This is a genomic window from Neorhizobium petrolearium (genome assembly GCF_017873175.1).
GTDB lineage: Bacteria > Pseudomonadota > Alphaproteobacteria > Rhizobiales > Rhizobiaceae > Neorhizobium > Neorhizobium petrolearium.
The window spans coordinates 1-25,784 of the sequence record NZ_JAGGJW010000016.1; the positions used below are offsets into that span (position 1 = coordinate 1).

At 60.7% G+C, this 25,784-nt stretch carries 17 protein-coding genes and 1 riboswitch; of the genes, 14 read left to right on the forward strand and 3 right to left on the reverse strand.

What is annotated here, in order from left to right:
* The first annotated feature begins 355 nt into the window (after positions 1-355).
* The 5 genes from J2046_RS26225 (at position 356) to J2046_RS26245 (ending at position 8,024) form a co-directional block, all read left to right on the forward strand.
* Positions 356-1,306 carry a phosphoribosylaminoimidazolesuccinocarboxamide synthase gene (locus J2046_RS26225; protein WP_210056855.1) on the forward strand — a complete coding sequence of 317 codons (951 nt, stop codon included), beginning with the start codon at positions 356-358 and terminating at the stop codon, positions 1,304-1,306.
* Positions 1,307-1,341: 35 nt separating this feature from the next.
* Entirely contained in the window at positions 1,342-1,944 is a 603-nt protein-coding gene (locus J2046_RS26230) for a TetR family transcriptional regulator (protein WP_325169790.1), read from the forward strand.
* A gap of 164 nt (positions 1,945-2,108) precedes the next feature.
* Positions 2,109-3,308, forward strand: coding sequence for an efflux RND transporter periplasmic adaptor subunit (locus J2046_RS26235; RefSeq protein ID WP_210056857.1), 1,200 nt, complete (start codon positions 2,109-2,111; stop codon positions 3,306-3,308).
* A 44-nt stretch (positions 3,309-3,352) separates the two neighbouring features.
* Positions 3,353-6,451: an efflux RND transporter permease subunit gene (locus tag J2046_RS26240; RefSeq protein ID WP_210056859.1), complete on the forward strand. Its 3,099-nt coding sequence runs from the start codon at positions 3,353-3,355 to the stop codon at positions 6,449-6,451.
* A gap of 130 nt (positions 6,452-6,581) precedes the next feature.
* Positions 6,582-8,024 (forward strand): efflux transporter outer membrane subunit, encoded by a 1,443-nt coding sequence (locus J2046_RS26245; RefSeq protein WP_210056861.1) that lies wholly within the window; start codon positions 6,582-6,584, stop codon positions 8,022-8,024.
* An 86-nt stretch (positions 8,025-8,110) separates the two neighbouring features.
* Here the strand turns inward: J2046_RS26245 and efp are convergent, their stop codons facing one another.
* A complete protein-coding gene (gene efp / locus J2046_RS26250) occupies positions 8,111-8,680 on the reverse strand; it encodes an elongation factor P (RefSeq protein WP_210056863.1) in 570 nt (189 codons plus the stop codon).
* Between the two features lie 177 nt (positions 8,681-8,857).
* Between efp and epmA the strand changes: the two genes are divergently transcribed.
* Together epmA and J2046_RS26260 are read left to right on the forward strand one after the other, a co-directional pair.
* Positions 8,858-9,928, forward strand: coding sequence for an EF-P lysine aminoacylase EpmA (epmA, locus tag J2046_RS26255; protein ID WP_210056865.1), 1,071 nt, complete (start codon positions 8,858-8,860; stop codon positions 9,926-9,928).
* The gene (locus tag J2046_RS26260; protein WP_210056866.1) at positions 9,925-10,971 is read left to right on the forward strand and encodes a lysine-2,3-aminomutase-like protein; all 1,047 of its coding nucleotides are present in this window, start codon (positions 9,925-9,927) and stop codon (positions 10,969-10,971) included. The genes epmA and J2046_RS26260 overlap by 4 nt, the downstream gene beginning before the upstream one ends.
* Before the next feature lie 615 nt (positions 10,972-11,586).
* Here J2046_RS26260 and thiC read toward each other — a convergent pair.
* Positions 11,587-13,398 carry a phosphomethylpyrimidine synthase ThiC gene (thiC, locus tag J2046_RS26265; RefSeq protein WP_210056868.1) on the reverse strand — a complete coding sequence of 604 codons (1,812 nt, stop codon included), beginning with the start codon at positions 13,396-13,398 and terminating at the stop codon, positions 11,587-11,589.
* 94 nt (positions 13,399-13,492) lie between these two features.
* Positions 13,493-13,624: riboswitch (TPP riboswitch) on the reverse strand.
* 180 nt (positions 13,625-13,804) lie between these two features.
* Here thiC and J2046_RS26270 point away from each other — a divergent pair.
* The 5 genes from J2046_RS26270 to J2046_RS26290 are packed head-to-tail and all read left to right on the forward strand — an operon-like array spanning position 13,805 to position 19,611.
* Positions 13,805-14,056, forward strand: a complete 252-nt coding sequence (locus J2046_RS26270) for an acyl carrier protein (RefSeq protein ID WP_037154331.1) — start codon at positions 13,805-13,807, stop codon at positions 14,054-14,056.
* The gene (locus J2046_RS26275) at positions 14,056-15,237 is read left to right on the forward strand and encodes an acyl-CoA dehydrogenase family protein (protein WP_210056870.1); all 1,182 of its coding nucleotides are present in this window, start codon (positions 14,056-14,058) and stop codon (positions 15,235-15,237) included. Before J2046_RS26270 ends, J2046_RS26275 begins: the two co-directional genes overlap by 1 nt.
* Positions 15,238-15,291: 54 nt before the next feature.
* A complete protein-coding gene (locus J2046_RS26280; protein WP_210056872.1) occupies positions 15,292-16,200 on the forward strand; it encodes an amino acid--[acyl-carrier-protein] ligase in 909 nt (302 codons plus the stop codon).
* Positions 16,201-16,204: 4 nt separating this feature from the next.
* Positions 16,205-17,188 carry a DUF1839 family protein gene (locus tag J2046_RS26285; RefSeq protein ID WP_210056874.1) on the forward strand — a complete coding sequence of 328 codons (984 nt, stop codon included), beginning with the start codon at positions 16,205-16,207 and terminating at the stop codon, positions 17,186-17,188.
* On the forward strand, positions 17,185-19,611 hold the full coding sequence (locus J2046_RS26290; RefSeq protein WP_210056876.1) for a glycoside hydrolase family 2 protein: 2,427 nt from the start codon (positions 17,185-17,187) through the stop codon (positions 19,609-19,611). Before J2046_RS26285 ends, J2046_RS26290 begins: the two co-directional genes overlap by 4 nt.
* On the opposite strand, the gene J2046_RS26295 is transcribed toward J2046_RS26290, so the two are convergent.
* A complete protein-coding gene (locus J2046_RS26295) occupies positions 19,579-21,414 on the reverse strand; it encodes an alpha/beta hydrolase (protein ID WP_210056878.1) in 1,836 nt (611 codons plus the stop codon). The two genes, J2046_RS26290 and J2046_RS26295, sit on opposite strands and share 33 nt — an antisense overlap.
* A gap of 438 nt (positions 21,415-21,852) precedes the next feature.
* Between J2046_RS26295 and purU the strand changes: the two genes are divergently transcribed.
* Together purU and J2046_RS26305 are read left to right on the forward strand one after the other, a co-directional pair.
* The gene (purU, locus tag J2046_RS26300; protein WP_210056880.1) at positions 21,853-22,737 is read left to right on the forward strand and encodes a formyltetrahydrofolate deformylase; all 885 of its coding nucleotides are present in this window, start codon (positions 21,853-21,855) and stop codon (positions 22,735-22,737) included.
* A 74-nt stretch (positions 22,738-22,811) separates the two neighbouring features.
* A complete protein-coding gene (locus J2046_RS26305; RefSeq protein ID WP_210056882.1) occupies positions 22,812-25,460 on the forward strand; it encodes an aminotransferase class III-fold pyridoxal phosphate-dependent enzyme in 2,649 nt (882 codons plus the stop codon).
* Positions 25,461-25,784: the final 324 nt, after the last annotated feature.

Here is a 25,784-nt window from a genome sequence, read left to right on the forward strand (position 1 = left end):
ACATTCAGCAATCGCCAATGCTAAAGGATTTCTCCAGAACAAAGGACTTCGTCGCCAGCAGCGCCGCCGCCCTCGTCAGTGACACGGCTTATAGAAGCTACCCCAAGATGAAGTCAACAGAATTGAATCAGAAAAAATGAAAAATCTTACAAGATACTGAAAAATTTGGCGAATTAGAAATTTGCGCCGCATTCCAACCGTTAACGGAAGTTAACAGTCTGGCAGCGGGACCCACCCCTGTCGCTGGATGGAGAAATTGAAGCGGCAAGCTGTAACGTGCGGCCGTTCTTGTGCCGCCGCGTCAAAACATGCGATAGCGAAAGGACTGCGAAAACTCTCAGGAAAGTGGTTTCCCGTGCGCGTTCTTACCGATGCCTTCATTCCCGAACTGCCGAACCATTACCGCGGCAAGGTGCGGGAGAATTACGATCTGCCAGACGGCCGGCGCATCATCATCGCCACGGATCGCCTGAGCGCTTTCGATCGCATCCTGACATCGATCCCCGACAAGGGCCAGGTGCTGACCCAGACCGCACGCTACTGGTTCGAGGCGACTGGCGACATCTGCCCGAATCATGTGCTCACCTATCCCGATCCGAATGTGGTCGTGGGCAAACGGCTTGATATCCTGCCGGTCGAGATCGTCGTCCGGGGCTATCTTGCAGGCACAACGGGCACGTCGCTACTGACCCTCTACAAGAAAGGTGAGCGCGCCATGTACGGGCTCCACCTTCCGGACGGATTGAGGGATAATCAGGTTCTTCCCGGACCGGTGATCACGCCGACCAGCAAGGCCTTTGACGGTGGCCATGACGAACCGCTGACGCCGAAGGAAATCGTCGACCGCGGTCTTCTGACGGTGGAGCAATGGAGAACCCTGTCCCGATACGCGCTTGCGCTCTTCGACCGCGGCCAGGAACTGGCGGAAAAACGCGGCCTCATCCTCGTCGACACCAAATACGAATTCGGCACGGATGTCGACGGCAACATCATCCTCGCAGATGAGATCCATACACCGGACTCGAGCCGCTACTGGATCGCCGACAGCTATCGGGAGGCTTTTGAGAACGGCACCCGGCCAAGGAGTTTCGACAAGGACTTTATCCGAGCCTGGGTGGTCGAACGTTGCGACCCATACAAGGACGAGATCCCGCCGATTCCGACCGAACTGATCGAGGAGACCGCCAGGGTCTACCGCTCAGCTTACGAGACGATCACGGGAAACACCTTCGTTGCGGACACCGACAGTGCGACAGTGCTTGATCGGGTCCGGAAAAACTTGGAGCCCTATTTCAGCACGCGTTGATCGGGAAATCCGTCCGATTTTTTAAAGAGGTGAGAGTGCGAAGGCCAAGGCGCAAAGCGGAAGAGACGCGGGAGGATATCCTCAACACGGCAGAAATCCTTTTCCGTGAACGCGGCATCGCCAAATGCTCGATCGCCGATGTCGCCCAGGCGCTTTCGATGTCGCCGGCCAATATCTTCAAGCATTTTCACTCGAAGGCAGCCCTGGCGGATGCCATCTGCGACCGGCATATCAGCCGCATGATCGGGCGATTCGGGACGCTTGACGAACCCGCTCCAGCGCCCGAGCGGCTTGCGATCGTCGTGCGCAAGCTGATGGAGGCACATCTTCAGGACATCCGCGAAAACCCTTTCCTGTTCGAGATGATCTTTCTGATGTCCGAAGCCGATCTGCCAAGCGGGCGGCATTACAAGGAACTGATCGAGTCCCTCTTTACCGATCTCATCCGCCAGGGCGTAGAAAGCGGTGCGTACAAATGTACCGACCCGCACGCAATAAGCCGGCATGTGGCAGCCGCTTTTGCGAGCGTGCTCCATCCTGTTCTTCTGGCCAAGGCCGACGAGGGCGAACTTTATGACCGATGTGACGGCCTTACTGGACTTGTGAATGCTGCGTTGCAAAATCCGCTTGTAAAGTGACGATTTTTAACTTACGTCACTTCCCCACCGCGGACTGTTGGCCGAACTCTTCTTTCGACCACCACTGTTCCGACCGCTCAAGACGGGGTACCTTCTCCGTCCTTCGCCCCGGCACATATCGTCTGCCGTGGCGATTACCCAAACGCCTTGCCTTGGATGACGCCATGATCGGACGCAAACTGATTCTACCACTGCTGTTTTCTGCAGCTCTTGCGGCTTGCAGCGATTCTGGCCAACAGCAATCCGCAGGCGGAGCTCCGCAACGGCCGCCGCAGCCGGTCAGCGTCGTGACCCTGCAGAAATCCGAACAGCCGCTCACGACGGTTCTTTCAGGGCGTGCGGAAGCCTTCCAGTCGGCCGACATCCGGCCGCGCGTCGGCGGGGTGATCAAGCAGATTGCGGTGAAGGAAGGCAGCTTCGTGAAAGCGGGCGATCTTCTCTACAAGATCGAGGACGACACCTATCTCGCCTCGGCAGCCGAGGCCCAGGCCGCATTGGAGCGTTCGGAGGTGAGCGTACCGGCGGCCGAGGCCAATCTTCAACGTTACGAGCGGCTGGCCAATAGCGGTGCCTCGCAAAAGGAATATGAGGACGCCCGGACGACCCTGCTTCAAGCAAGGGCCTCTGTTTCAGAGGCTCGCGCGGCTCTGCAGACAGCTCAGATCAATCTCGGCCTGACCGAAGTCCGTGCGCCTTTCGACGGGGTCACCTCGGCCACCCGATTCTCGGTCGGCAACGTCGTCACGGCGAGCCAGACCGATGCTTTGATGACTCTGCGCCAAATCAACCCGATCTATATAGAGCTGAACGAATCAAGTGTGAATCTGCTGCGTCTGAGGACAGCCATCGCCGCCGGAAACCATGATCGCAGGGAAAATGACGAGATAACCCAAATCCGCCTTACCTTGGAGGACGGCTCCGATTATCCCCATATCGGCAAGCTCGATATGTCCGAAATGGCGGTCAGCACCACCACCGGCACCGTTTCCATCCGCACCCTCTTCGATAATCCCGACAATCTCATCCTGCCGGGCATGTTTGTGCGCGCCACCATCACCGTTGGCAGGGAAACGGGTTATCTCATTCCCCAGCGCGCGGCCAGCCGGAACGCCAATGGCGAACTCACGGCGCAGTTCGTGACTGCCGACAACAAGGTCGAAACGCGCACTTTCCGCAGCAGCCAGCTTTCCGGCAACAACTGGCTGGTCACCGACGGCGTGAGCGACGGAGACAAGCTCATCGTTGATGGCCTCCAGTGGATCACCGATAACGCCACCGTCAATCCCGTTCCTGCGGAGATCGATTCCAAGGGCTTCGTCATAGAGAAACCGGTCGTCGGCGATGCCCCGACGCCGAAGTCGTGATGTCTCGCGGCTTGTTCGGCAACATCGGGATCAGGAACTAGATCATGTCCCTTTTTTTTATTCGGCGGCCGATCTTCGCATGGGTCATCTCCATCGTCATCATGCTCGGCGGCGTTCTCGCCATCAATACCTTGTCGATTTCACAATATCCGGAAATCGCCCCGCCAACCGTGCGCATCTCCGCTTCCTATACGGGCGCCAGTGCCGACACGGTTAAGAAAACGGTGACGCAGATCATCGAGGACGGCATGACTGGCCTGGATGGTCTCACCTATATGACCTCCTCCTCCACGACCGGGCAGGCCAGCATATCGCTGACCTTCGACAACAGTGTCGATGCCGACATTGCCCAGGTGCAGGTCCAGAACAAGCTGCAGCTCGTGACGTCGCAACTGCCGTCCATCGTCCAGGATCTGGGTATCGAGGTCACCAAGTCGACATCCAGTATTCTGCTCGTCGGTGCACTCGTTTCCACCGATGGCAAGCGATCTTCCGCCGATTTGGGCGATATCTTCTCGACCCAGATCGAAGATCAGGTGAAACGCCTGGAAGGTGTCGGCAGCATCAACTCCTTTGGTTCGGCCTATTCGATGCGAATCTGGCTCGACCCGTTCAAGCTCAGAAAATTCCAGCTGACGCCCGCAGACGTCACGTCGGCCATCCAGATCCAGAACACTCAGGTCTCGGTAGGGTCGGTAGGTGGCTTGCCGTCCGTCGAAGGCCAGCAGATCAACGTCACCATGACGGCCCAGAGCCAGCTGACCACCGTGCCGGAATTCGAACGAATCATCCTCAAGGTCGACACCAGTGGCGCCAACGTGCGCCTCAGTGATGTGGCGCGCGTCGAGATTGGCCAGGAGAGCTACTCCTCCAGTTCCCGCTCCAATCGCCAGCCCGCTTCGGGTTTCGCAGTCAACCTGGCAACGGGCGCGAATGCGCTTGATACGGCGGACCGCGTCAAGGCCAAGCTCGCCGAGATCGCACCGGCTCTCCCGCAAAGTGTGAAGATCATCTATCCCTACGACACCACGCCTTTCGTATCGCTGTCCATTGAAAAGGTGGTCCACACGCTGATCGAGGCTATTGTGCTCGTCTTCGTGGTCCTACTGGTATTTCTGCAGAATCTCCGGGCAACCTTCATTCCGATGATCGCTGTACCGGTCGTCTTGCTGGGAACCTTCGGCATTCTGGCGTTGACAGGATACTCGATCAATACCTTGACCATGTTTGCCATGGTCCTCGCCATCGGTCTTCTGGTGGACGACGCCATCGTGGTGGTGGAAAACGTCGAACGAATCATGGCGGAGGAAGGCCTCGGGCCGCTCGAAGCCACCGAGAAATCGATGGGGGAAATCACCGGCGCGATCATAGGCATTGCGCTCGTGCTGACCGCCGTTTTCATCCCCATGGCATTTTTCGGCGGTTCCACCGGCATCATTTACCGGCAGTTCTCCGTGACGATTGTGTCGGCGATGCTCCTGTCGGCTGTGGTCGCCATTGTGCTCACGCCCGCCCTCTGCGCGACGATGCTGAAACCGATCGACCACGATAAGAAGGGACGAGGGATCGGCGCCTGGTTCAACCGGGGCTTCGACCGGACCACGCATGGCTATGTGGGCTCCGTGGGTTACCTCCTGAAGCGTCCGCTGCGCGTGATGATCATGTTCGCCATCGTGATCGGGGGATGTGCCTGGTTCTTCACGCGACTTCCCTCCTCCTTCCTCCCACAGGAAGACCAGGGCGTGTTGATGACAATCATCCAACTGCCGAATGGCGCAACCAGTGCCCAGACGGCTGAGGTGATCGAGAAGGTCGAAAACTATTATCTCGACCAGGAAAAGGAAGGCGTCCAAGACGTCTTCGCCGTAAACGGCTTCAGCTTCACGGGCGCCGGCCAGAACAACGCCCTTGTTTTTGCGAGCCTTCGGGATTTCGACGAACGTCAGGACCCGAAGCTGGCTGCAGGCGCCATCGTTCAGCGCGCCATGCGCAATTTCTTCACGATCCGCGAAGCGCAGGTCTTCCCGCTGCTTCCTCCGGCAATTCAGGGCATGGGCAATTCCAGCGGCTTCTCCATGTATCTGGTCGATAGCGGCAATCACGGCTCGCAAGCCCTCGTGACGGCGTCCAAACAACTTGTGCAGGCCGCCAACAGCGGCAACAAGATCACCGCCATGCGCAGCAACGACCGCGATCAGGAAAGCCAGGTAAAGCTCCTGCTGGACCAGGAGAAGCTGAGCGCCATGGGAGTTTCGATTTCCGACGCCAATTCCATGCTGACGACCATTTTCGCCGGCAGCCGGGTGAACGACTTCACGCTGAACAACAAGATCAAGAAGGTCTACGTGCAAGCGGATGCGCCTTACCGCATGCAGGCGGAGGATCTGAAATACTGGAATGCCCGCAATTCCGGCAACGAGATGGTTCCGTTTTCCTCCTTCACGGAAGCAACCTGGGTCAACGGCCTGCCTTCCATTTCCGCCTTCAATGCCGTCACGGGGTTCTCCATGGAGGGGTCGGCCGCACCGGGTGTGAGCTCGGGCGACGCCATGAACGAAGTGGAACGCCTGGTATCCGAGATGGGGGGCGGCTATTCGGTAGCATGGCAGGGAATTTCCTATCAGGAGCGGCTTTCTGGCTCGCAGGCGCCGATGCTTTACGCGCTGTCGGTCCTGATCGTCTTTCTTTGCCTCGCAGCGCTCTACGAAAGCTGGTCGATCCCCTTCTCGGTTATCCTCGCGGTTCCGATCGGCGTGCTCGGGGCACTGACCGCGGCGCACTTCCTCGGGCAGTCGAACGACGTTTACTTCAAGGTCGGTCTTCTGACGACCATCGGTCTGGCGGCGAAGAATGCGATTCTGATCGTTGAATTTGCCAAGGATCGACAACAGGGGGGCATGGGCCTTATGGAAGCGACACTCGAAGCGGCTCGCCTGCGTCTGAGGCCGATCATCATGACGTCGCTTGCTTTCATTCTGGGTGTTGTCCCGCTCGCCATAGCCACCGGCGCCGGCTCCGCGGCGCAGAACGCGATCGGCGTCGGGGTGCTGGGTGGTATGCTTTCTGCAACACTCCTCGGAATTTTCTTCGTTCCCTCCTTCTTTGTTGTCGTTAGACGGTTATCAAACCGTGAAAAAGCGTAGCATAAGGATTATGTCGTTAACGGATTTGGTCTTCTAATACCGTCAGGAACAATCGAATCGCTCCTGACGGAGCAATCGGAAGCGGCATGAATGTCTGACTTCCAAGCGTTTAGGGCACTGGGACAGAAAAATGCTATCCACTCGAGTTGTTGCTCCTCTTATCACCGCGCTTCTGCTTTCGGGTTGCGTCGTCGGTCCCGATCACACGCCGCCGGAAATCTCCCTGCCGGGAAAGTTCGCCGAGGCCGGCGCTGCCAGCAACGGTGACGTGTCGCAGGTTGCCTGGTGGACCGCCTTCAATGACAGCCGCCTGAATGGCTATATCCAGACGGGCCTTGGGCAGAACCTCGACGTTCTCCAGGCTCTGGAACGAATCAATGCTGCACAGGCCAATGTCATCGTTGCAGGTGCCGGCGGGCTGCCTGCCCTGGACCTTGGAGCCTCTGCAAGCCGAAGCGGCAGCGAGGACATTGGAGGGCCTCTCAGCCCGTCGTCGTCCGGTCCTCAGACGACGGCTGGAGGCGATTTGACTGCGTCCTGGTTCCTCGATCTTTTCGGCCTTTATCGCCGCTCCAAGGAATCGGCGCTCGCAAGTCTCGACGCTGCCTATGCCAGCGCAGACGTGGCGAGACTGACGCTTCTGTCACAGGTCGCGTCTGCCTATATCGACGTCCGCTATTATCAGGAGCGCATCGCGATCGCTCGGCAGAACCTCGATTCGCGGCGGGAAACATTGAACCTCACCAAGCTTCAGCTCGAAGCCGGGGCGGCCTCCAGACTCGACGTTGTCCAATCGGAAGGTCTCGTCAATTCGACGATCGCGGAAATCCCGGGCCTCGAGACCCAGTTCCGCCGCGCCACCCATCGCATCGCCACGTTGCTTGGATTGCCGGCATCCTCCCTCGTTGCTGAACTTCAAAAAGGTGCCCGTCAGCCGGTCGCCCGCTTCAATGCAAGAGCAGGCATCCCCGCTGATCTTATCCGCAACCGCCCGGACATTCGCGCTGCAGAACGGCAGCTCGCCTCGGCCGTTGCCGAGATTGGCGTGGCCGAAGCGCAGCTTTATCCGTCCATCACGCTCGGCGGTTCGATCACTCCGTCCTACACCAGAATCTCCGCCGGTGAGAGCGGCGTTCTCGGCTGGTCCTTCGGTCCGCAGCTCAGCCTGCCGATCTTTGACGGCGGCCGCCTGAGGGGCAATGTGAAGATCGCCGAATCGTCGGCACGAGAATCCTATCTTGTCTGGAAGCAGACCGTTCTCGATGCAGTTGAAGAGGTCGAGAACGCGCTTGCCGCCGTGGCTCGCGACCGCCGCACGGTCGAAGCCTACCAGGCGACGGTGAAGTCTTATCAGGAAGCGTTGCAACTCGCGACTGCAAGCTATCGTGACGGCGCATCCTCGCTGCTCGACGTACTCGACGCGCAGCGCGAGGTCTCGACCGCGCAGGCAAGCCTTGCCCAGGCCGTGCAGCAGGTCGCACAGGACTATGTCACCCTCAACGTCGCGATCGGCGGCGGCTATGCCTTCGGCAAGACGGATGCCAAGGTCGCCTCTGTTGTCGTGAAGAAATAGATTCCACTGATATCCTGATAACAACAAAAAACCTCCGGAGCACTGCTCCGGAGGTTTATTATCATGTGCTGACAGGCCGGGGACGATCAGCTCTTGGCGCGTTCGACGTAGGAATTGTCTTCCGTCGCGATGACCACGCGGGTGCCAGCATCGATATGCGGAGGGACCATGGTACGGACGCCGTTGGAAAGAATGGCCGGCTTATAGGACGACGAGGCCGTCTGACCCTTCACGACCGGCTCGGTTTCAACAATCTCGAGCGTGACGTGGCGCGGCAGCTGCAGAGCCAGCGCCACGCCTTCATGCATGGAAAGGATGCAGGTCATGCCTTCCTGGAGATAAGCTTTCTGATCGCCCATCGTCTCCGCATCGACCACGACTTGATCATAGGTCTCCGGGTTCATGAAGTGGAAGCCTTCGCCGTCTTCGTAGAGATACTGAAAGTTCACATCTTCCACGAAGGCGCGCTCGACCTGCTCGGTGGTCCGCCAGCGCTCCGACACCTTCACGCCATCGACGATGCGGCGCATGTCGACCTGGGTGACGGGCGTGCCCTTGCCGGGATGGAAGTTCTGGGCGGTAAGAACGACATAGAGCTTGCCGTCGACTTCGAGGACGTTGCCCTTGCGGACGGAGGAGGCGATGACCTTGACCATGATATTCCTTATGGTGCGTACTGGCTTGTAACTGCCGAAAATGCATCGTAGAGGACCGGGCGGTAACTAGCCCGCAAGACGGCCCTCGTGATCGAGTATCTGTTTTCCGGCCGGAACTACTCCAAAACCGCGCAAAGTGGAAGCCTTGCCGGGAAGAACCGGCGAAGAAAGCCGTAAATGAGCTCATCCAGACCCGCCATATCCCGCTCGCCCTGGTGGACGCCGGCAAACCACGCGGATCGCCGGCCCTTCCTGATGGGACGCAATGCGATCCAGGTGGCGCTGCGCGGATTTTTCAGCGAACGGGATTTCGTCGAAGTCGATGCGGCCACGCTGCAGATCTCGCCGGGCAACGAGACACATCTGCATGCTTTCGCCACGGAGGCAATCGCGATCGACGGCGCACGGGCATCGCTCTACCTGCACACCTCGCCCGAATTCGCTTGCAAGAAGCTGTTGGCGGCCGGCGAGAAGCGGATCTTCACCTTCGCACATGTCTACCGTAACCGCGAGCGTGGGGCCTTGCATCACCCGGAATTCACCATGCTGGAATGGTACCGCGCCGGCGAGAGCTACGAACAGCTCATGGCCGACTGCGCCGACATGCTGGCTCTTGCCGCGGAGACCACCGGGACGGATCGTTTCGTCTTCCGGGGCATGGAGGTCGATCCCTTTGCCGAGCCGGAGCGCCTGTCGCTCGCCGAGGCGTTCGAGCGATATGCGGGCATAGACCTCCTCGCCTCCGTCACCGCAAGTGGCGAAGCCGACCGCGGTCTGCTGGCGGCTGGTTTGAAGCGGACCGGAATTCGCTTTGCCGAAGACGACACCTGGGCCGATCTCTTCAGCAAGGTGCTGGTGGAGAAGATCGAACCGCATCTGGGACAGAGCCGGGCGACGATCCTTTGCGAATATCCGGTTTCGGAAGCGGCACTCGCCCGCCCCTCCGCCCGTGATCCGCGCGTGGCGGAACGTTTCGAACTCTATGCCTGCGGTGTCGAGCTTGCCAATGCCTTCGGCGAGTTGACGGATGCCGGCGAACAGCGCCGCCGCTTCGAGCATGAGATGGCCGAGAAGTCCCGCATCTATGGCGAGCGCTATCCGATCGACGAGGATTTCCTCGACGCGCTGGCGACCATGCCGGACGCAAGCGGCGCGGCCCTCGGCTTCGACCGGCTCGCCATGCTGGCAACGGGCGCCACCCGCATCGACCAGGTGATGTGGGCGCCGGTCGCGGAGGTCTTTTCGTGACAGCAGCCCGCTCATTGAAAACGCCGGAAGAGCTGATGGCCACCGGCCTGGTCGAGCCCGGAAAGCTCGACGGCATCCGCGCCGTTGCGGACCGCTACGCGATCGCGCTGACGCCGACCCTGGTATCGCTGATCGACAGGGCTGATCCGAACGATCCGATTGCCCGGCAGTTCGTTCCCGATCCCGACGAATTGCTCGCGACGCCGGAAGAACGCGCCGACCCGATCGGCGACCACGCGCATAGCCCGGTCAAGGGTATCGTGCATCGCTATCCGGACCGCGTGCTCCTGAAGGCGGTGCATATCTGCCCGGTCTATTGCCGTTTCTGTTTCCGCCGTGAAATGGTCGGCCCCGAGGGCGACGGCACGCTTTCGCCGGAGAAACTGGCGGCAGCGCTTGGCTATATCCGCGAGCACACAGAAATCTGGGAAGTGATCCTCACCGGCGGCGACCCGCTGGTGCTTTCGCCACGCCGGCTTGCCGCCATCATGCGGGGGCTTGCCGACATTGCGCATGTGAAGATCGTCCGCTTCCACACCCGCGTGCCGGTTGTCGAACCGGACCGCGTGGACCGGGAACTGATCGAAGCGCTGAAGGGCAGCGGCAAGGTGGTCTATGTGGCGCTGCATGCCAATCATCCGCGCGAGATGACGCAGCCCGCCCGCGCCGCCTGCGCGCGGCTGGTTGATGCGGGCTTTCCGATGGTAAGCCAGACGGTGCTTCTGCGCGGCGTCAACGACGATCCGGCGGTGCTGGGCGAGTTGATGAAAGCCTTCGTCGAGACGCGGATAAAACCCTACTACCTGCACCATCCCGACCTTGCGCCGGGCACCGGCCATTTCCGGCTGGATATCGCGGAAGGGCAGAAGATCGTTGCAGCCTTGCGCGGAAAGATTTCGGGCCTCTGCCAGCCGACCTATGTGCTCGACATTCCGGGCGGCCACGGCAAGGCCGTCATCGGCGAAAATGCTATCCACCGGCAAGGCGGCTGCTATTCCGTCAGCGATTTCCGCGGCGAGGAGCATGCCTATCCTCCAAGATGACACGGCTCATCCTTCACGCGACCGATTCTGCCCGTGTCCTGAGATCTCGGAGAGCCCACACGAATGCGGAACCTCAAGTAATTTAATATGTGGCTCCGCATTCGCGTGGCCTTCGGCGTTCTTTCGGGGTGTCCAGCCCCTACAGGTGATCCTCTCGCCTCGCTGCGTGGTCTTGTTTACGACTTCCTTTCGGGAAGTCTCACCACTTGCACGGCTCAACCGAACCGGACATGGCTGCCCGGGGGAGGCTTGATAGGAGCGCCCGCCTTTCGACGAACTCTCCATGGCTTTCACCTCTTCCACCTTCCCGCACGTTACGGTTCCAATGGAAGCGCCGGCTCCCGCCTGCCCGCGAACGTCTCGCGAAACACTCCGGCGACGGAAGCAGGGCAATTGTAGGCATAGGATCGCAAGGCGGGGATACGGAAAGGGTTACGTGATTGATGGAACTGAGCCGAGCCTATGTTTTCTCCACCAACTTCTGTCGAGGCGGACCATATCCCCCCTGGCCTGCCGGCCAGGGGGCAGGTTCGTGCTGTCTGGCTTGTGCTTGGATCTCGAGTCAAGCACAGACGAGAATACCTCTGCCGGAAGACCGGCAGAAGCTTTGATGCATCAATCCTTTCCGACCGGCATGTAGAGATCGCCGCCGTCACGGTATTTCGCGGCCATGGCCTCCAGCCCCTCCTTCTGCGCCTCGGCGCGGATGTCGTGCGAAATCCGCATGGAGCAGAATTTCGGGCCGCACATGGAGCAGAAATGCGCCACCTTGTGCGCCTCCTTCGGCAGCGTCTCGTCATGGAAATTGCGCGCCGTTTCCGGATCGAGCGACAGGTTGAACTGGTCCTCCCAGCGGAACTCGAACCGGGCGCGCGACAGCGCATCGTCGCGGATGCGGGCGGCCGGATGCCCCTTGGCGAGATCGGCCGCATGCGCCGCAATCTTGTAGGTGACGACGCCGATCTTCACGTCGTCGCGGTCCGGCAGGCCGAGATGTTCCTTCGGCGTGACATAGCAGAGCATGGCCGTGCCGAACCAGCCGATCATCGCCGCCCCGATGCCGGAGGTAATGTGGTCGTAGCCCGGTGCGATATCGGTCGTCAGCGGCCCCAGCGTGTAGAAAGGCGCCTCGCCGCAAACCTTGAGCTGCTTGTCCATGTTCTCCTTGATCTTGTGCATCGGCACATGGCCGGGGCCCTCGATCATCACCTGGCAGTCCTTCGCCCAGGCGATCTGCGTCAATTCGCCGAGCGTTTCCAGCTCCGCGAACTGCGCCGCATCATTGGCGTCCGCGATCGAGCCGGGACGCAATCCGTCACCGAGCGAGAAGGAGACATCATAGGCGCGGCAGATGTCGCAGATTTCCTCGAAATGCTCGTAGAGAAAGCTTTCCTTGTGGTGATGCAGACACCACTTGGCCATGATCGAGCCGCCGCGCGAGACAATGCCGGTGACGCGGTCGACCGTGAGCGGAATGTAGGCAAGCCGAACGCCGGCATGGATAGTGAAGTAGTCGACGCCCTGTTCGGCCTGTTCGATCAGCGTGTCGCGAAAAACTTCCCAGGTGAGGTCTTCGGCAATGCCGTTCACCTTTTCGAGCGCCTGGTAGAGCGGCACGGTGCCGATCGGGACCGGCGAATTGCGGATGATCCATTCGCGGATATTGTGGATGTTGCGGCCGGTCGAGAGGTCCATGACCGTATCGGCACCCCAGCGGATCGCCCAGACCATTTTCTCGACCTCTTCCGCCATCGACGAGGTGACGGCCGAATTGCCGATATTGGCGTTGATCTTCACCAGGAAGTTCCGGCCGATAATCATCGGTTCGGTCTCCGGATGGTTGATATTGGCGGGGATGATCGCCCGGCCGGCTGCGACTTCCTGGCGCACGAATTCCGGCGTCACAAAGTCTGGCACGTGCGCGCCAAAACTTTCGCCATCGCGGGCAAGTGCTTCCTTGGCGGCCTGCCGTCCGAGATTTTCCCGGATCGCGATGAACTCCATTTCCGGCGTGATGATGCCGGCCCGCGCATAGGCAAGCTGGGTGACGGCCAGGCCCGCTTTCGCCTTCAACGGCGCATTGCGGACCGGGAATTCCGGTGTCAGGCGATCGCCGGTGACAAAGCCGTTGTCCTCCGGCTTGACGACGCGTCCCTCATAGATCTCCACGTCGCCGCGGGCCTTGATCCAGCTTTCGCGAAGACGTGGCAGGCCGGATTCAATGCTGATCGTCGCGCCTTCGGCCGTATAAGGACCAGATGAGTCATAGACCGTCACCGGCGGTTCGCCAGAGGTGGGGTGCAGCGCGATCTCGCGCATCGGCACGCGGATGTCGGGATGAAGGGCTCCGGGCTTCAGGACCTTCTTCGAGGCGGGAAGCGGGCCGGTGGTGACGACCGGGGTAAGCTTGGTGGTCGCGATATTCATGGTTGAGGCTCCAAGGTTTGACGTTTGGAGACCCAGTCCGGTGTTGGAATGATGGAAGAACGCCTTGAGCCGGAGCGGGAATCCCGCCATTGAGCCGTGAGTGTCCGCACCGTCCCTACGCCAGTATGAACTGGATCAGGTTCAACGGGTCACTGCGCCACAATCGGCAAAGCCGTATTGCCCAGCAGTATCTCAGCCCCTTGCCGGGACCCCCCTGGTGAATCCGGACATCAGAAACCGGAGCCGCCCTCCTGTCAAGTCAGTTCGGACAGATGCCGATCGATTGGATTTTAGCGAATCCCGCTGCCTGATTTTTAGGATGTTTCTTACCGGAATCTTATGCTTTCCAGCCTAAACCTCCCACCAGCGATGAACGCTTGAGTTCCAATTATCGGGAGACGTCGAGATGAACGAGACCATTCGCGAACTGCTGGCCAAACTGGGCAATCTGCCGGTCGCCGTGACCGAGCTGGAAGATGGCGCCGATCTTTATGCGGCGGGCCTTTCTTCCTTTGCATCGGTGCAGCTCATGCTGGGCCTCGAAGAGGCCTTCGACATCGAGTTTCCGGACAACCTGTTGAACCGCAAGTCCTTTGCCAGCATCTCGGCGATCGAGCAGACGGTATCCCACATCCTGAAAGCCAAAGAGGCCGCGTGATGAGCCTTGCCGCTGTCGCAACCGATATGAGCCTCGGCGCACGCGCCCATCGCGTGGCGAGGGTGGCCGCCGATTTCGCCGATTCCGTCGACCGCGAAGGCCGCTTCCCGAAGGAAGCCGTTGATGCCATGAAGGCCGAACGCCTGCTTGGCATCCAGATCCCCGCAGCCTTCGGCGGCGAGAGTGCAACAACGCAGGAGCTCGCGGAGGTCTGCTCCATTCTGGGGCAAGCCTGCGCCGCGAGCGCCATGGTCTTCGCCATGCACCAGATCAAGGTTTCGAGCCTTGTCGAACACGGCGCCGAAAGCGAGTGGCACAGGGATTTCATGCGCGAGCTTTGCGCCCGCCAGTTTCTCGTCGCCTCGGCAACGACGGAGGCGGGCATCGGCGGGAACTTGCGCAATTCCATCTGCGCCATCGAGATCGACGGCGACACCTGCCGGCTCGAAAAGGATGCGACGGTGATTTCCTACGGGGCGCACGCCGACGCAATCATGGTCACCTCCCGCGCCCGTGCCGATGCCGCCCCGGGCGACCAAGTGATGACCGTCTTCAGGAAGAGCCAGTATACGCTCGAAAAGACCGTCGACTGGGATACGCTCGGCATGCGTGGCACCTGCTCGGATGGTTTCATCTTCAAGGGCGAGGCGCCCGCGGCACAGGTCTTTCCGAAGCCTTTCGCCGAAATCGCCGCACAGTCCATGCTCGCAAGCTCCCACCTGCTGTGGAGCGCCGTCTGGTACGGTATCGCCGCCGATGCGGTGCTTCGCGCCCAGGCCTTCGTGCGCGCCGCCGCCCGCAAGGCGGGCGGCTCACAGCCGCCCGGCGCGCTGCGGCTCGCAGAAACCTCGAACCTGCTGCAACTCCTGAAGGCCAACATCCTCTCGGGCCTCAGAGCCTACGAGGATGCCAAGGCGGACCCGGACCAGCTTTCCTCCATGGCGTTCTCGATCGCCATGAACAACGTCAAGCTCGCCTCCTCCGAGACGATCCTGACGATCATCAACCAGGCGATGATCATCTGCGGCATCATGGGCTACAAGAACGGCACGCCCTACAGCCTCGGCAGGCATCTGCGCGATGCCCATTCCGCCCAGTTGATGATCTCCAACGACCGCATCCTCGGCAACACGTCGACCATGCTGCTCGTGCAGAAACCGGACACCAGCCTTCTCGGCTGACGCCCACTTCGTCAAATGAATTGCCCTTCAAATGAATTGATTGAGGTGAAGCCAATGGACATGCAAGTTTCCTTTCTCGACCGCCTGTTCGATGCAGGCCTTCTGATCGAGACCGGCGTCGATGGTCTTTACGGCCGCAGCGGCCAGTTTGAGGACGTCATCGCCGCTTTCGAGCGCCTAATCGACAGGGTGGGTGGCGCCGATGGCGCCGAGGCCATGCGCTTTCCGCCGGGCATGAACCGCGAATTCTTCGAAACCAGCGGTTACATGAAGAGCTTCCCGCAGCTTGCCGGCACGGTGCATTCCTTCTGCGGCAGCGAGCTCGACCACATGAGCCTCCTGAAATGCATGGAAGTCGGCGACGACTGGACCAAGGGTCAGGAAGCGACCGATATCGTGCTGACGCCGGCCGCCTGCTACCCGCTCTACCCGACGGTCGCACGCCGCGGCAAGCTGCCGAAATCCGGTGGCCTCTACGACCTGCAGAGCTATTGCTTCCGCCACGAACCCTCCAAGGATCCGGCCCGCCAGCAGCTTTTCCGCATGCGCGAATATGTCTGCATGGGGACCGAACAGCATGTGACGGACTTCCGCCAGCGCTGGATGGACCGCGGCGTCGAGATGATGAAGTCGGTGGGCCTCGACGTGGCGATCGACATCGCCAACGACCCGTTCTTCGGTCGCGCCGGCAAGATGCTGGCAAACAACCAGCGCGACCAGAACCTGAAGTTCGAGCTGCTGATCCCGATCACCTCGACCGCCAAACCGACCGCCTGCATGAGCTTCAACTACCATCAGGACGCGTTCGGCACGAAATGGGGCCTCTACCTGGAAGACGGCTCGACGGCGCACACCGCCTGTGTCGGCTTCGGCCTGGAGCGCATCGCGCTCGCGCTCTTCCACACCCACGGCCTCGACGTGAAGGCGTGGCCGGAAAGCGTTCGCGCCGTCCTGTGGGGTTGACGCGATGACATCGGTCTTTCCCGGCCTCGACCCGGTCAGCTACGTGCCACATGCGCTCCACTCGGCGGAACGCATGTGGCCGGAAACCAATTGCTACGTCGACCTCTGGATCGAAGTGCTTTCGGCGCAAAATCTTCCGCCGGAAGCCATGCTGGGCTTCACCCTGACCCAGGATTTCGAAGGCGACCAGTTCACCTTCTTCAAGGTGCCGCTGGAGGACCTTGAAACGCTCTACGGCATACGGGTGACCGAGCTGGCGATCTTCGACCGGCCGGAACGGCATGTGGCGGAGCAGATTGCCAGAGGTCGACTGGCGCTGATGGAGCTCGACAGCTACTACCTGCCGGACACGCGCGGCGTGACCTACCGCCAGGAGCACGGCAAGACCACGGTGGCGATCAACCGGCTCGATCTCGAAAATCGCGAACTTGACTATTTTCACAATGGCGGCTTCTTCACGCTCGGCGGCGAGGATCTCGAAGGCCTGTTCCAGATGGGTGCCGGGACTGACCCGCTTCTCTTCCTGCCCTACACGGAATTTGCCAAGTTTCCCGCGGCCTACCCCGATATCCGGGATACCCGCGAAACGGCGTGGAAGCTGCTGCGCCATCACTACGCACGCCGGCCGGATGAAAACCCGATCCTTGCCTTCGCGGATGTCTTCCCGGCGCAGGTGGAGCGTGTGGCAGAGCGCGACTTCGGCTTCTTCCACAAATACGCCTTCAACACGCTGAGGCAGGTGGGTGCGAATTTCGAGTTGCTGGCGAGCCACCTGGATTGGCTGAATGGCCGGGCCTTTGCAGAAGCCCGAGAACAGGCGCTGAAGATCGCGCAAGTTGCGAAATCGACCCAGTTCCAGCTTGCCCGCGCGGTGACCCGCAAGAAGTTCTCGCCGCTCGCAACCGCGCTCGACCCGGCTATCGAGGCCTGGGACGTGCTGATGGCTGATCTGGCGCTGACGGCAACCGAGAACCGCGAGGCGGCGTGAACACTCTTTCGCTGATCGGTGCTGAAACCAGTCTTCTTGACGAAGGCTGGTCGCTGGTTGTGACCGAGTCCGGCGCTCATACGCTGCCGGGCGAGCTTCCGTTCATGTTCGAAGACATTCCGGCAATCGTGCCGGGCACGGCGGCCGCGGCCTTGGAGGCGGCCGGGCGTTTCGACAGCGACAACCCCGCGCCGCTGTTCGACAAGGATATCTGGTATCGCCGCTCCCTGGCGGGAGAAACACCGGGGCCTGTAATTTTGCGCTTCGCCGGTCTTGCGACCGTGGCCGAGGTTTTCCTCGACGATCGCCTGATCCTGTCTTCTCAAAGCATGTTCGAAAGCCATGACGTGCCGGTGAACCTTGCGGGCCGCGAAACGCTGTTTATCTGTTTTCGGGCGCTGAAACCGCATCTGGAAAAGAGCGGTCCCCGCGCCCGCTGGCGGCCACGGCTGATGAACAGCCAGGGCTTGCGCCTCACCCGCACCACCGCGCTCGGCTTCATGCCCGGCTGGTGCCCGCAAGTGCAGGCGCTCGGCCCCTGGCGGCCGGTTTCATTGATAACACCGGGCAGGACGCGGATTTCCGATCTCGGTTTCTCAGCTGGGCTCCGGGATGGCGAAGGCGTTCTCAAAGTCAGCTTTGCCTACGAGGGCCTGGCGCGTGATTTCCGCCTGGTCTGCGACGGCCGGGAAGCATCCTTCGTGTTCGCTGAAGGAAAATATTCCGCCGAACTACGCCTGCCCGGCATAGAGCCCTGGTGGCCGCACACGCATGGCGAGCCTGCGCTGCATGACGTGACACTACAGATTGACGGCGAGAGATTTCCGCTTGCCCGGACCGGTTTCCGGACTGTTTCCGTCGATCGTGGCGAAGACGGCAACGACCTGGCACTGATCGTCAATGGAGAGAAAATCTTCTGCCGCGGCGCGGTCTGGACGTCCGCGGATATCGTGAAACTGCCGGGCGACCGCGAAAGCTATGAGCCTTGGCTCAGGCTCGCCAAGGACGCGGGCATGAACATGATCCGCATTCCCGGTATCGCGACCTACGAAAGCCCGGATTTCTTCGCGCTTTGCGACGAACTGGGACTGATGGTCTGGCAGGACTTCATGTTCGCCAACTTCGATTATCCGGCCGGTGATCCCGATTTCGTGATTCACGTGAAAAAGGAAGTGGAGCAGTTCCTTCACGTGACACAGGCATCGCCCTCGCTTGCTGCGCTTTGCGGCGGCAGCGAGATCTATCAGCAGGGCGCTATGCTGGGACTGCCGGAGCGCATCTGGAAAGGCCCGCTTTGCGAGGAAACCCTGGCGGACCTCGCCGTCGAACATAGACCCGACCTGCCCTATGTCGCCAATTCTCCGTCCGGCGGCGCACTGCCCTTCTTTCCCGATGCGGGTGTAGCGCATTATTATGGCGTCGGTGCCTACAAGCGCCCGCTGGAAGATGCACGCCGGGCAAATGTCCGTTTTGCGGCCGAATGCCTCGCCTTCTCCAATCTTTCCGCCACGGAAACGCTCCAAGACGGCAAGGCCGGCATTCCGCGCGATGCCGGCGCCGACTGGGATTTCGAGGATGTACGCGACCATTATCTTTGCGAGCTTTACGGCGTCGATCCACAAAAGCTCCGGTGCGATGATTTCGATCGCTATCTAGCGCTTTCCCGCGCCGTGACCGGTGAGGTGATGGAGGCGACCTTTGCCGAATGGCGGCGGCCGGGTTCCACCTGCAACGGCGCGCTCGTCTTCACCCTCCAGGACGTCATGCACGGACCGGGTTGGGGCGTGGCCGACGTCGACGGACTGCCGAAACCCGCCTGGCATGCGCTGAAACGCGCCTTCCGGCCGGTACAGATCATGTTCGCCGACGAGGGCACCAACGGGCTGGACATGCATCTGTTAAATGAAACCGGCGGTACCCTGCCGGTCGTGCTCGAAGTCACCTGCCTGCGCGACGGCAGGATGCAGGTGGTCACCGGCCGGCGTGAGCTGATCCTTTACGCCCGGCAGGCCGAAAGCATCGCCTGCACCGATCTCTTCGGCGCCTTCTTCGATGCCAATTATGCCTATCGTTTCGGCCCGCCCTCCCATGACGTGACCGTTGCTCGGCTCAAACATGCCGAAACAAGCGAATTGATCGCCGAGGCCTTTCATTTTCCGCTGGGACGCGCGAAGGCGCTGCATGATGCCGGCATTTCAGTATCGCTGGAGGAGGAGGATGGTGCCTTCTGGCTGCAGCTTTCGACGGATTGCTTTGCACAGTCGGTCAGTATCGATGCCCTGGGCTGCCGTGCCGGCGACAACTGGTTCCATCTTGCGCCGAACGCACCGAAACAAGTGCGGCTTGAAGCCTTGCCCGGGGCCACCGGCCGGCCGGGCGGCACGGTCCGCTCACTCGGCAGCAACCGCGTCGCGCGTTTCTGACCGGTTGGTATCGACCGCCGGAGCGAAGCGAAAAGCCATCTTCCTCAACATGTCGAGATAGATCTCGCGAGCGTGATCCGGCGTCAGGTTGTGATCCGCGTCGGGAATGATCGTCGACGACACATTCGGGAAGCGCGAGAGACCCGACCCGTCACGATCGAAATAGAAATCGTATTGCTCGAGGCCAAGATCGTTCTCACTGTAGATCAGTGAAACCGGCATGCCACGCTGGTGAAGCGCACGAAAAGCGCCATAGATCGCCCGCCCCTCGGGGAGAACGGCGCGGAAAACATGCAGGAGCTTGCTCCTGATCCGGTTGCCGATACCTTTGGCGATATTACGGGCCGCGGCCGGGACATCGACCTCGCCCTTCAGGATTCGCCTGAACGTTTCGGTCCGGAACGCGCGCTTGCCATAATCGTCAAGACTGCGCGTGCCGTTGATGATCGCATCCTCGACCGACCGGCCGGGACGCCAGCGAAAGACGGCCGGATTGACCGAGACGTTGCCGGCAATACGCGGCTCGACAAGCGATGCCTGGAAACCGAGATAGGCGCCGCTGCAGCGGCCGGATGTCACGACCGGCGTCAACTCGCGGGCTTCGAGGAAGTCGATCGCTTCCGATACATCGGCATTCTGGCTTGGATGATAGAGCACCTGTTCCGGCCGTCCGGGCACGGGCGGGCTGTCGCCTGCACCGGCGGTGTCGAAACGCAGCGACGCGATGCCGGACCGGGCAAGCGTCCGGGCCATCATAGCGGTCATGCGCCCCCAGCCGGCATGCCGGTCATAGGCCGAGGTGAGAAAGAGTACCGTCGCGCCCGCACGACCGTGCAGCGGCTCGCAAAGAACCCCGGATAGCCGGCTGTTGGAACCGAACCGGACGGGCGTTTCGGCAAAGCCGTCGCCGGCAAGCGGCGCAATTGCCGCCCTTTGGCTTTCTCTCACGGAATGCGGCTCGACGGGAAGCGCGGCGATCCAGTCGACCAGGTTCTCCGCAACCGGCAGCGGTAGTTTAGAAATCGCCGGATTGGAGACCAGTCTCTCGTAACCTTGGAATACCTGCTCGATCACATCGGCGCCGAGCCCGCGAAGATGAGTCGCGAAGTCGTGGTCCGCAGGCCGATCGGCCCTTCCGACAACCAGTGTGCACAGGGCCGGCACCCGGTCAATCGTCATCAGATTGACCTTGCGAACCTCCTCGGCGACCTCGGCCGGCATCGTCAACGATGCAATCGAGACGCCCGCCTTCTGTCGCTGCTCCTCGGGAAGGCCCAGATTCTCGTCCACCACCCTGGACCAGACGGCAAGTTCGCGGACATGCAACCGACCGGACACGACCGGCGCAAGATAGGCAATGGCTTCGAGACCTTCGATCTCTTCAGCGGCCTTCGTGGCGACGACTGCACCGAGACCTTGCGAAACGACGACAATGCGCTCGCAGCCGGAGAGAGCCTTCAGATGAGCGCTCGCCGCGACGAGGCCGTCGGACCAGACGCCAAGACCATTCTTGAAATCCACGCCATCCAGCGCGTCACCCGTGCCGGGATAGTCGAAGCGAAGGCTGGGGATGCCGCGATCGGCAAGCTTTTCGGAGATGATCCGCCAGAACTTGCGCGTGCACATTTCCTCCAATCCCCAGGGGCTGGCGAAGAGCACGGCGAGACCGGACGGCTTGGTGCCGGCGCAAGCAGGCGCGAAAAGTCCGATCGTGCCGCCAAAGGTCAGCGGCTCGGAGGCTGGGCGTGGAATGAGACCTGATGCTTCCCGAGCAGGTCGGGATTTCAGTCGAGCGTCCGTCATGGTCGTGCCGGTAATTGAATCACTGCCGGCAGCAATACGCTGAGCCTCCCTTGCGAAGCCTTAAGGAATTTCTTGCAATTTTATCGATTGCCGACGGAATGTACCGAAAAGAGGCTGTCGAGCAGGCGTCCGCGACCTGCTCCGTGGCCTTCAGCACAGTCAATAGCTCTCCGAATAGGTCCGGGCGGCGACAATACGCGCTCGGACGGCGCAAAAGGAATGGAATTTTGACCAGCTGTCCCTAAGGTCGGCGTTATGACAAACGCCTATAAAAAAAGCCGAGACATGGAACGAATGAAGCGGGCACCTGTACACACACGGACATCGATCATCAGCTCATCTTGTCATTTTTCCCTTTCATTTTGGTCTAGGTATTGTCCTGCACCATCATTATGTATACACGAACTAGCCATTGATGGCGGAGGAGGGAGATTTTAGATGAAGAACTATGTCCTGACGGTCACCTGCAGATCCACGCGCGGGATTGTTGCTGCGATATCCGGTTTCCTTGCCGAAAAGGGTTGCAACATCATCGACAGTTCGCAGTTCGACGACCTCGACACCGGCAAGTTCTTCATGCGCGTCAGTTTCCTTTCCGAAGAGGGGGCTGAACGGCCGGCCCTCGTCGAGGAGTTCAAGTCGGTTGCCGACAGGTTCGCGATGGACTGGGACATCTTCGATGCCGAGGACCGCATGAAGGTGCTGCTGATGGTCTCCCGCTTCGGCCATTGCCTCAACGACCTGCTCTACCGCTGGAAGATCGGCGCGCTGCCGATCGACATCGTCGGCGTCGTGTCGAACCATTTCGACTACCAGAAACTGGTGGTCAACAACGACATCCCCTTCCACCACATCAAGGTGACGAAGGAGAACAAGCCGCAGGCGGAAGCGCAGTTGATGGACGTGGTCGAGTCGAGCGGCACCGAGCTGATCGTACTCGCCCGCTACATGCAGGTTCTGTCAGACAGTCTGTGCAGCAAGATGTCGGGCAGGATCATCAACATCCACCATTCCTTCCTGCCGTCCTTCAAGGGTGCCAACCCATATAAGCAGGCCTACCAGCGCGGCGTGAAGCTGATCGGCGCGACGGCCCATTATGTCACCGCCGATCTCGACGAAGGTCCGATCATCGAGCAGGACACGGTGCGCATCACCCATGCGCAGTCGCCGGACGACTATGTGTCGCTCGGTCGGGACGTCGAAAGCCAGGTGCTGGCCCGCGCCATCCATGCGCATATCCACCACCGCACCTTCATCAACGGCAACCGCACCGTCGTCTTCCCCCCAAGCCCAGGCTCCTATGCATCCGAGCGCATGGGATAAGCTCGGACAAAGCCCTATGGACGTGCGGTTCTGCCGCACTATCCTCTTCGGAAGCGCCATTTCCGGAGAGGTTCATGTCCGACGTCATGCCCGACCTCATCGATGTTTCGTCAACCGGTCCGTCGATCGATGCGGTGGAGGAGATTCTCCGCGAGCAATATGGGCTTTCAGGGCAGGTTTTTCCGATCGAGGGGCGGAAGAATCCTTACTTTCTGATCGACAACGGCCACATGCGCTACCTCCTGAAGGTGGCACCCGCCGACTGGCCTCTCGATAAGATCGAGACCGAACATGCCCTGATGCGCCATATCCTGCGCGAGCCGGACGGGCCGCGTGTTCCCGAGCCCGTCTCCACCAAGGATGGAAGCGACACGGTCGTCCTGCCGCTTGCCGGCGAGGACCGACGCATCCGCCTTCTGACCTTTCTCGATGGCACCTCGCCACAGGCAGACGAGAAACTGTCGGATGAGGCGATTGCGGCCTTCGGTGCGATCTCTGCCTCGCTTGCAAAGAGCCTCGAAGACTTCGAACATTCAACCCTGGAACAGGAGCCGGAAAGCGACCTGCGCAAGGCCGGTCCGCAAACTGTATCGCTCTTGTCCGCAGTCGCCGACCAGGAGACGCGCGACATCATCGCCAAGGCCATGGTGACGGCATTGCGGCGCATACAGCCGCTCGCTCCGGGTTTGCGCACCGCTGTCACACACCAGAACCTCGACGCCGATGCCGTCATCGGCGAGGTGACCGATGGCGTCTGGCTTCCGACAGGCCTGACGGACTTCACCGGCCTTTCCAACGGCTGGCTCGTCGCCAGCCTTGCCAATAGCTGCGCCTATATGCTCGCAAACCGCGACGGTGACTCCTCTGCCCTCCTGCCGGCAATCCGCGCCTATCATGACATCTATCCACTGACGCTCGCAGAGCTTGAGGCGCTCTGGCCGCTCATCGTCGCCCGGACCGGAATCCTTGCAGCCAAAGCCGAGAATAGGCGGGTGCAATCCCCGGACGATCAACTGGTGCAAGAGGATGCGGAAAAGCGCCGCGCCGTTCTCCATGCGGCGACCTCCGTTTCCCCTTCATGGATGTTTGCGGCCATACTCGATGTGACGGAAATGACGAAACCTCTGCCGGAGATCGGCCGCCTTTTGCCGGACATCGATCCGGATATGCTCCGGCTCGTCGACCTCAGCGTTACAAGCCCGCTGCTTTATGGCGGCAACTGGACCGATCCGGAAAACGATTGGAGACTGCTGGCTCGCGTCGCGTGGGAAACCGGTCGCGGAAGCACGCGCTACGGCGAATATCGCCTTTCGAAAAGCTCGACCGACCCTCTGCAGGAACCGGAGAGCTTTGCACTGCATATCGACGCATGCGTGCCGGCCGGGACAACAGCGGTGGCACCTTTTGCAGGAACGGTGAAACGCGCTGGCCCGCGGCTTGTCTTTTCCGGCCTTGAGCTGACACTGCATGTCGAAGGTCTCGAATGCGAAATTGCCGAAGAGACCAAGCTTGACGCAGGCGAACCGCTTGGAGCGGTCGCCGGGGCGGAAAATTCCGTCGGCGGGGTACGTCTGCGCTTCTGCCGGGATCCGGATCTTGTGCCGCCGCACTTCTGTATTCCCGGCAAGGCGGGAACATGGTCCCATCTATGCCCGTCCCCGGCAGCCCTGCTCGGCACCGATGCCGATGCGCCGGACCCGAAGCATCCAGACCAGCCCGTTCGAGGCTGGAAGGAGTATCTCTTCGATGGCACCGGGCGTAGTCTGCTGGACCTCACCGGCAACGCCCCTTTGATGGGTCACGGTCATCCGGGCGTGGCGGCTGCAGCCTACCGGCAGCTCCTGCTTCTGAACACCCCGCCCTCCGGCCCATCGGAAGCAGAACAGCATCTCTCCCAGCGCCTCGAGGATCTGGCGCCTGAGGGGCTCATGACCGTGCTTGTCCTCCCCAGCCATCGCGATGCGCTCGATCATGCTCTGAACGTCGTCCGTGCCCATACCGGCAGGCACGACATCGTCGGTGTCGTCGGCCTGGTGCCTGAAGACGCTGATGATGCGATGCTCCTTTGTACCAACAGCAGGGAAGAAGCCGCGGCGGCGCTGGAAGAGGACGGCAAGGCCGGGCTGCTGCTGACCGGCTTTCCTCATCCGGCCGACAGCCTCTCGGAAATATTGAACGCACTGGCCCGCAACGAAGGTCTCCTCGTCATCGATGAGACCAGCACGGGCTGGGGAAGGTTGGGCCACCATGCTTGGGGTTTTGAAGCATCCGGCCTCCGGCCCGACCTCGTCATTGCCGGCCTTCCCGGAGAAGATATCGCGGTTCTTTTCATGCGCGAGACGATCGCCACGTCCCTGGAACTCACGGCGGGCCGGGTCAGTCCGGTCGCCTGCACGACGGCCGCAACGGCTCTCGAGATCAGCGAGGAAGAGGCGCTTCGAGAAAACGCTCGGCTCGTCGGCGATCATCTGAAAACGGCGCTGCAGGAACTCGCCGCCCATTATCCGGCGATTCGCGCGCTGCAGGGCATGGGACTGTGCCTGGTCCTTGTATTCGAGGATGACGCCAAGGCCAAGGCAATCGGCCAAGGCTTGCGAAAAGACGGCATTCTGACCGCTTCGAACGGCCGCGTCGAACTCGTGATAGCCCCGCCGCTGTGCTTCAGCCGCGAAAGTGCCGATCTCCTGGCTGCTCGTCTGAAGGCGCTCCTCTCGGAAAGTTGAGCCTTTCGCGGACCGGAAATTCCCGAACCTGGTTCTTGCGTGAGCCGGAAGGCTTCCTATTTAAACGGTGACGGACGATGGCCGTGGAGTTGCGAATGAAATTTCACAATTCCGCCCTTTTCCTGTCATGAGTCGGAAAAAAATTCTAGTTACACTGATTTTTGTTGATAGCGCTGTGGGACTCACCTACAGTCAATCATCATCCGGTCGGGTGAGCCTGATCGGTTTTTCACGCAACACCAAAAGGGAGAGTGACATGCTTATACCTGTTTTCGTCGCCGCCTTGGGTGAAGGTGCGTCCAAAATGATCGGCACGGATCGCCG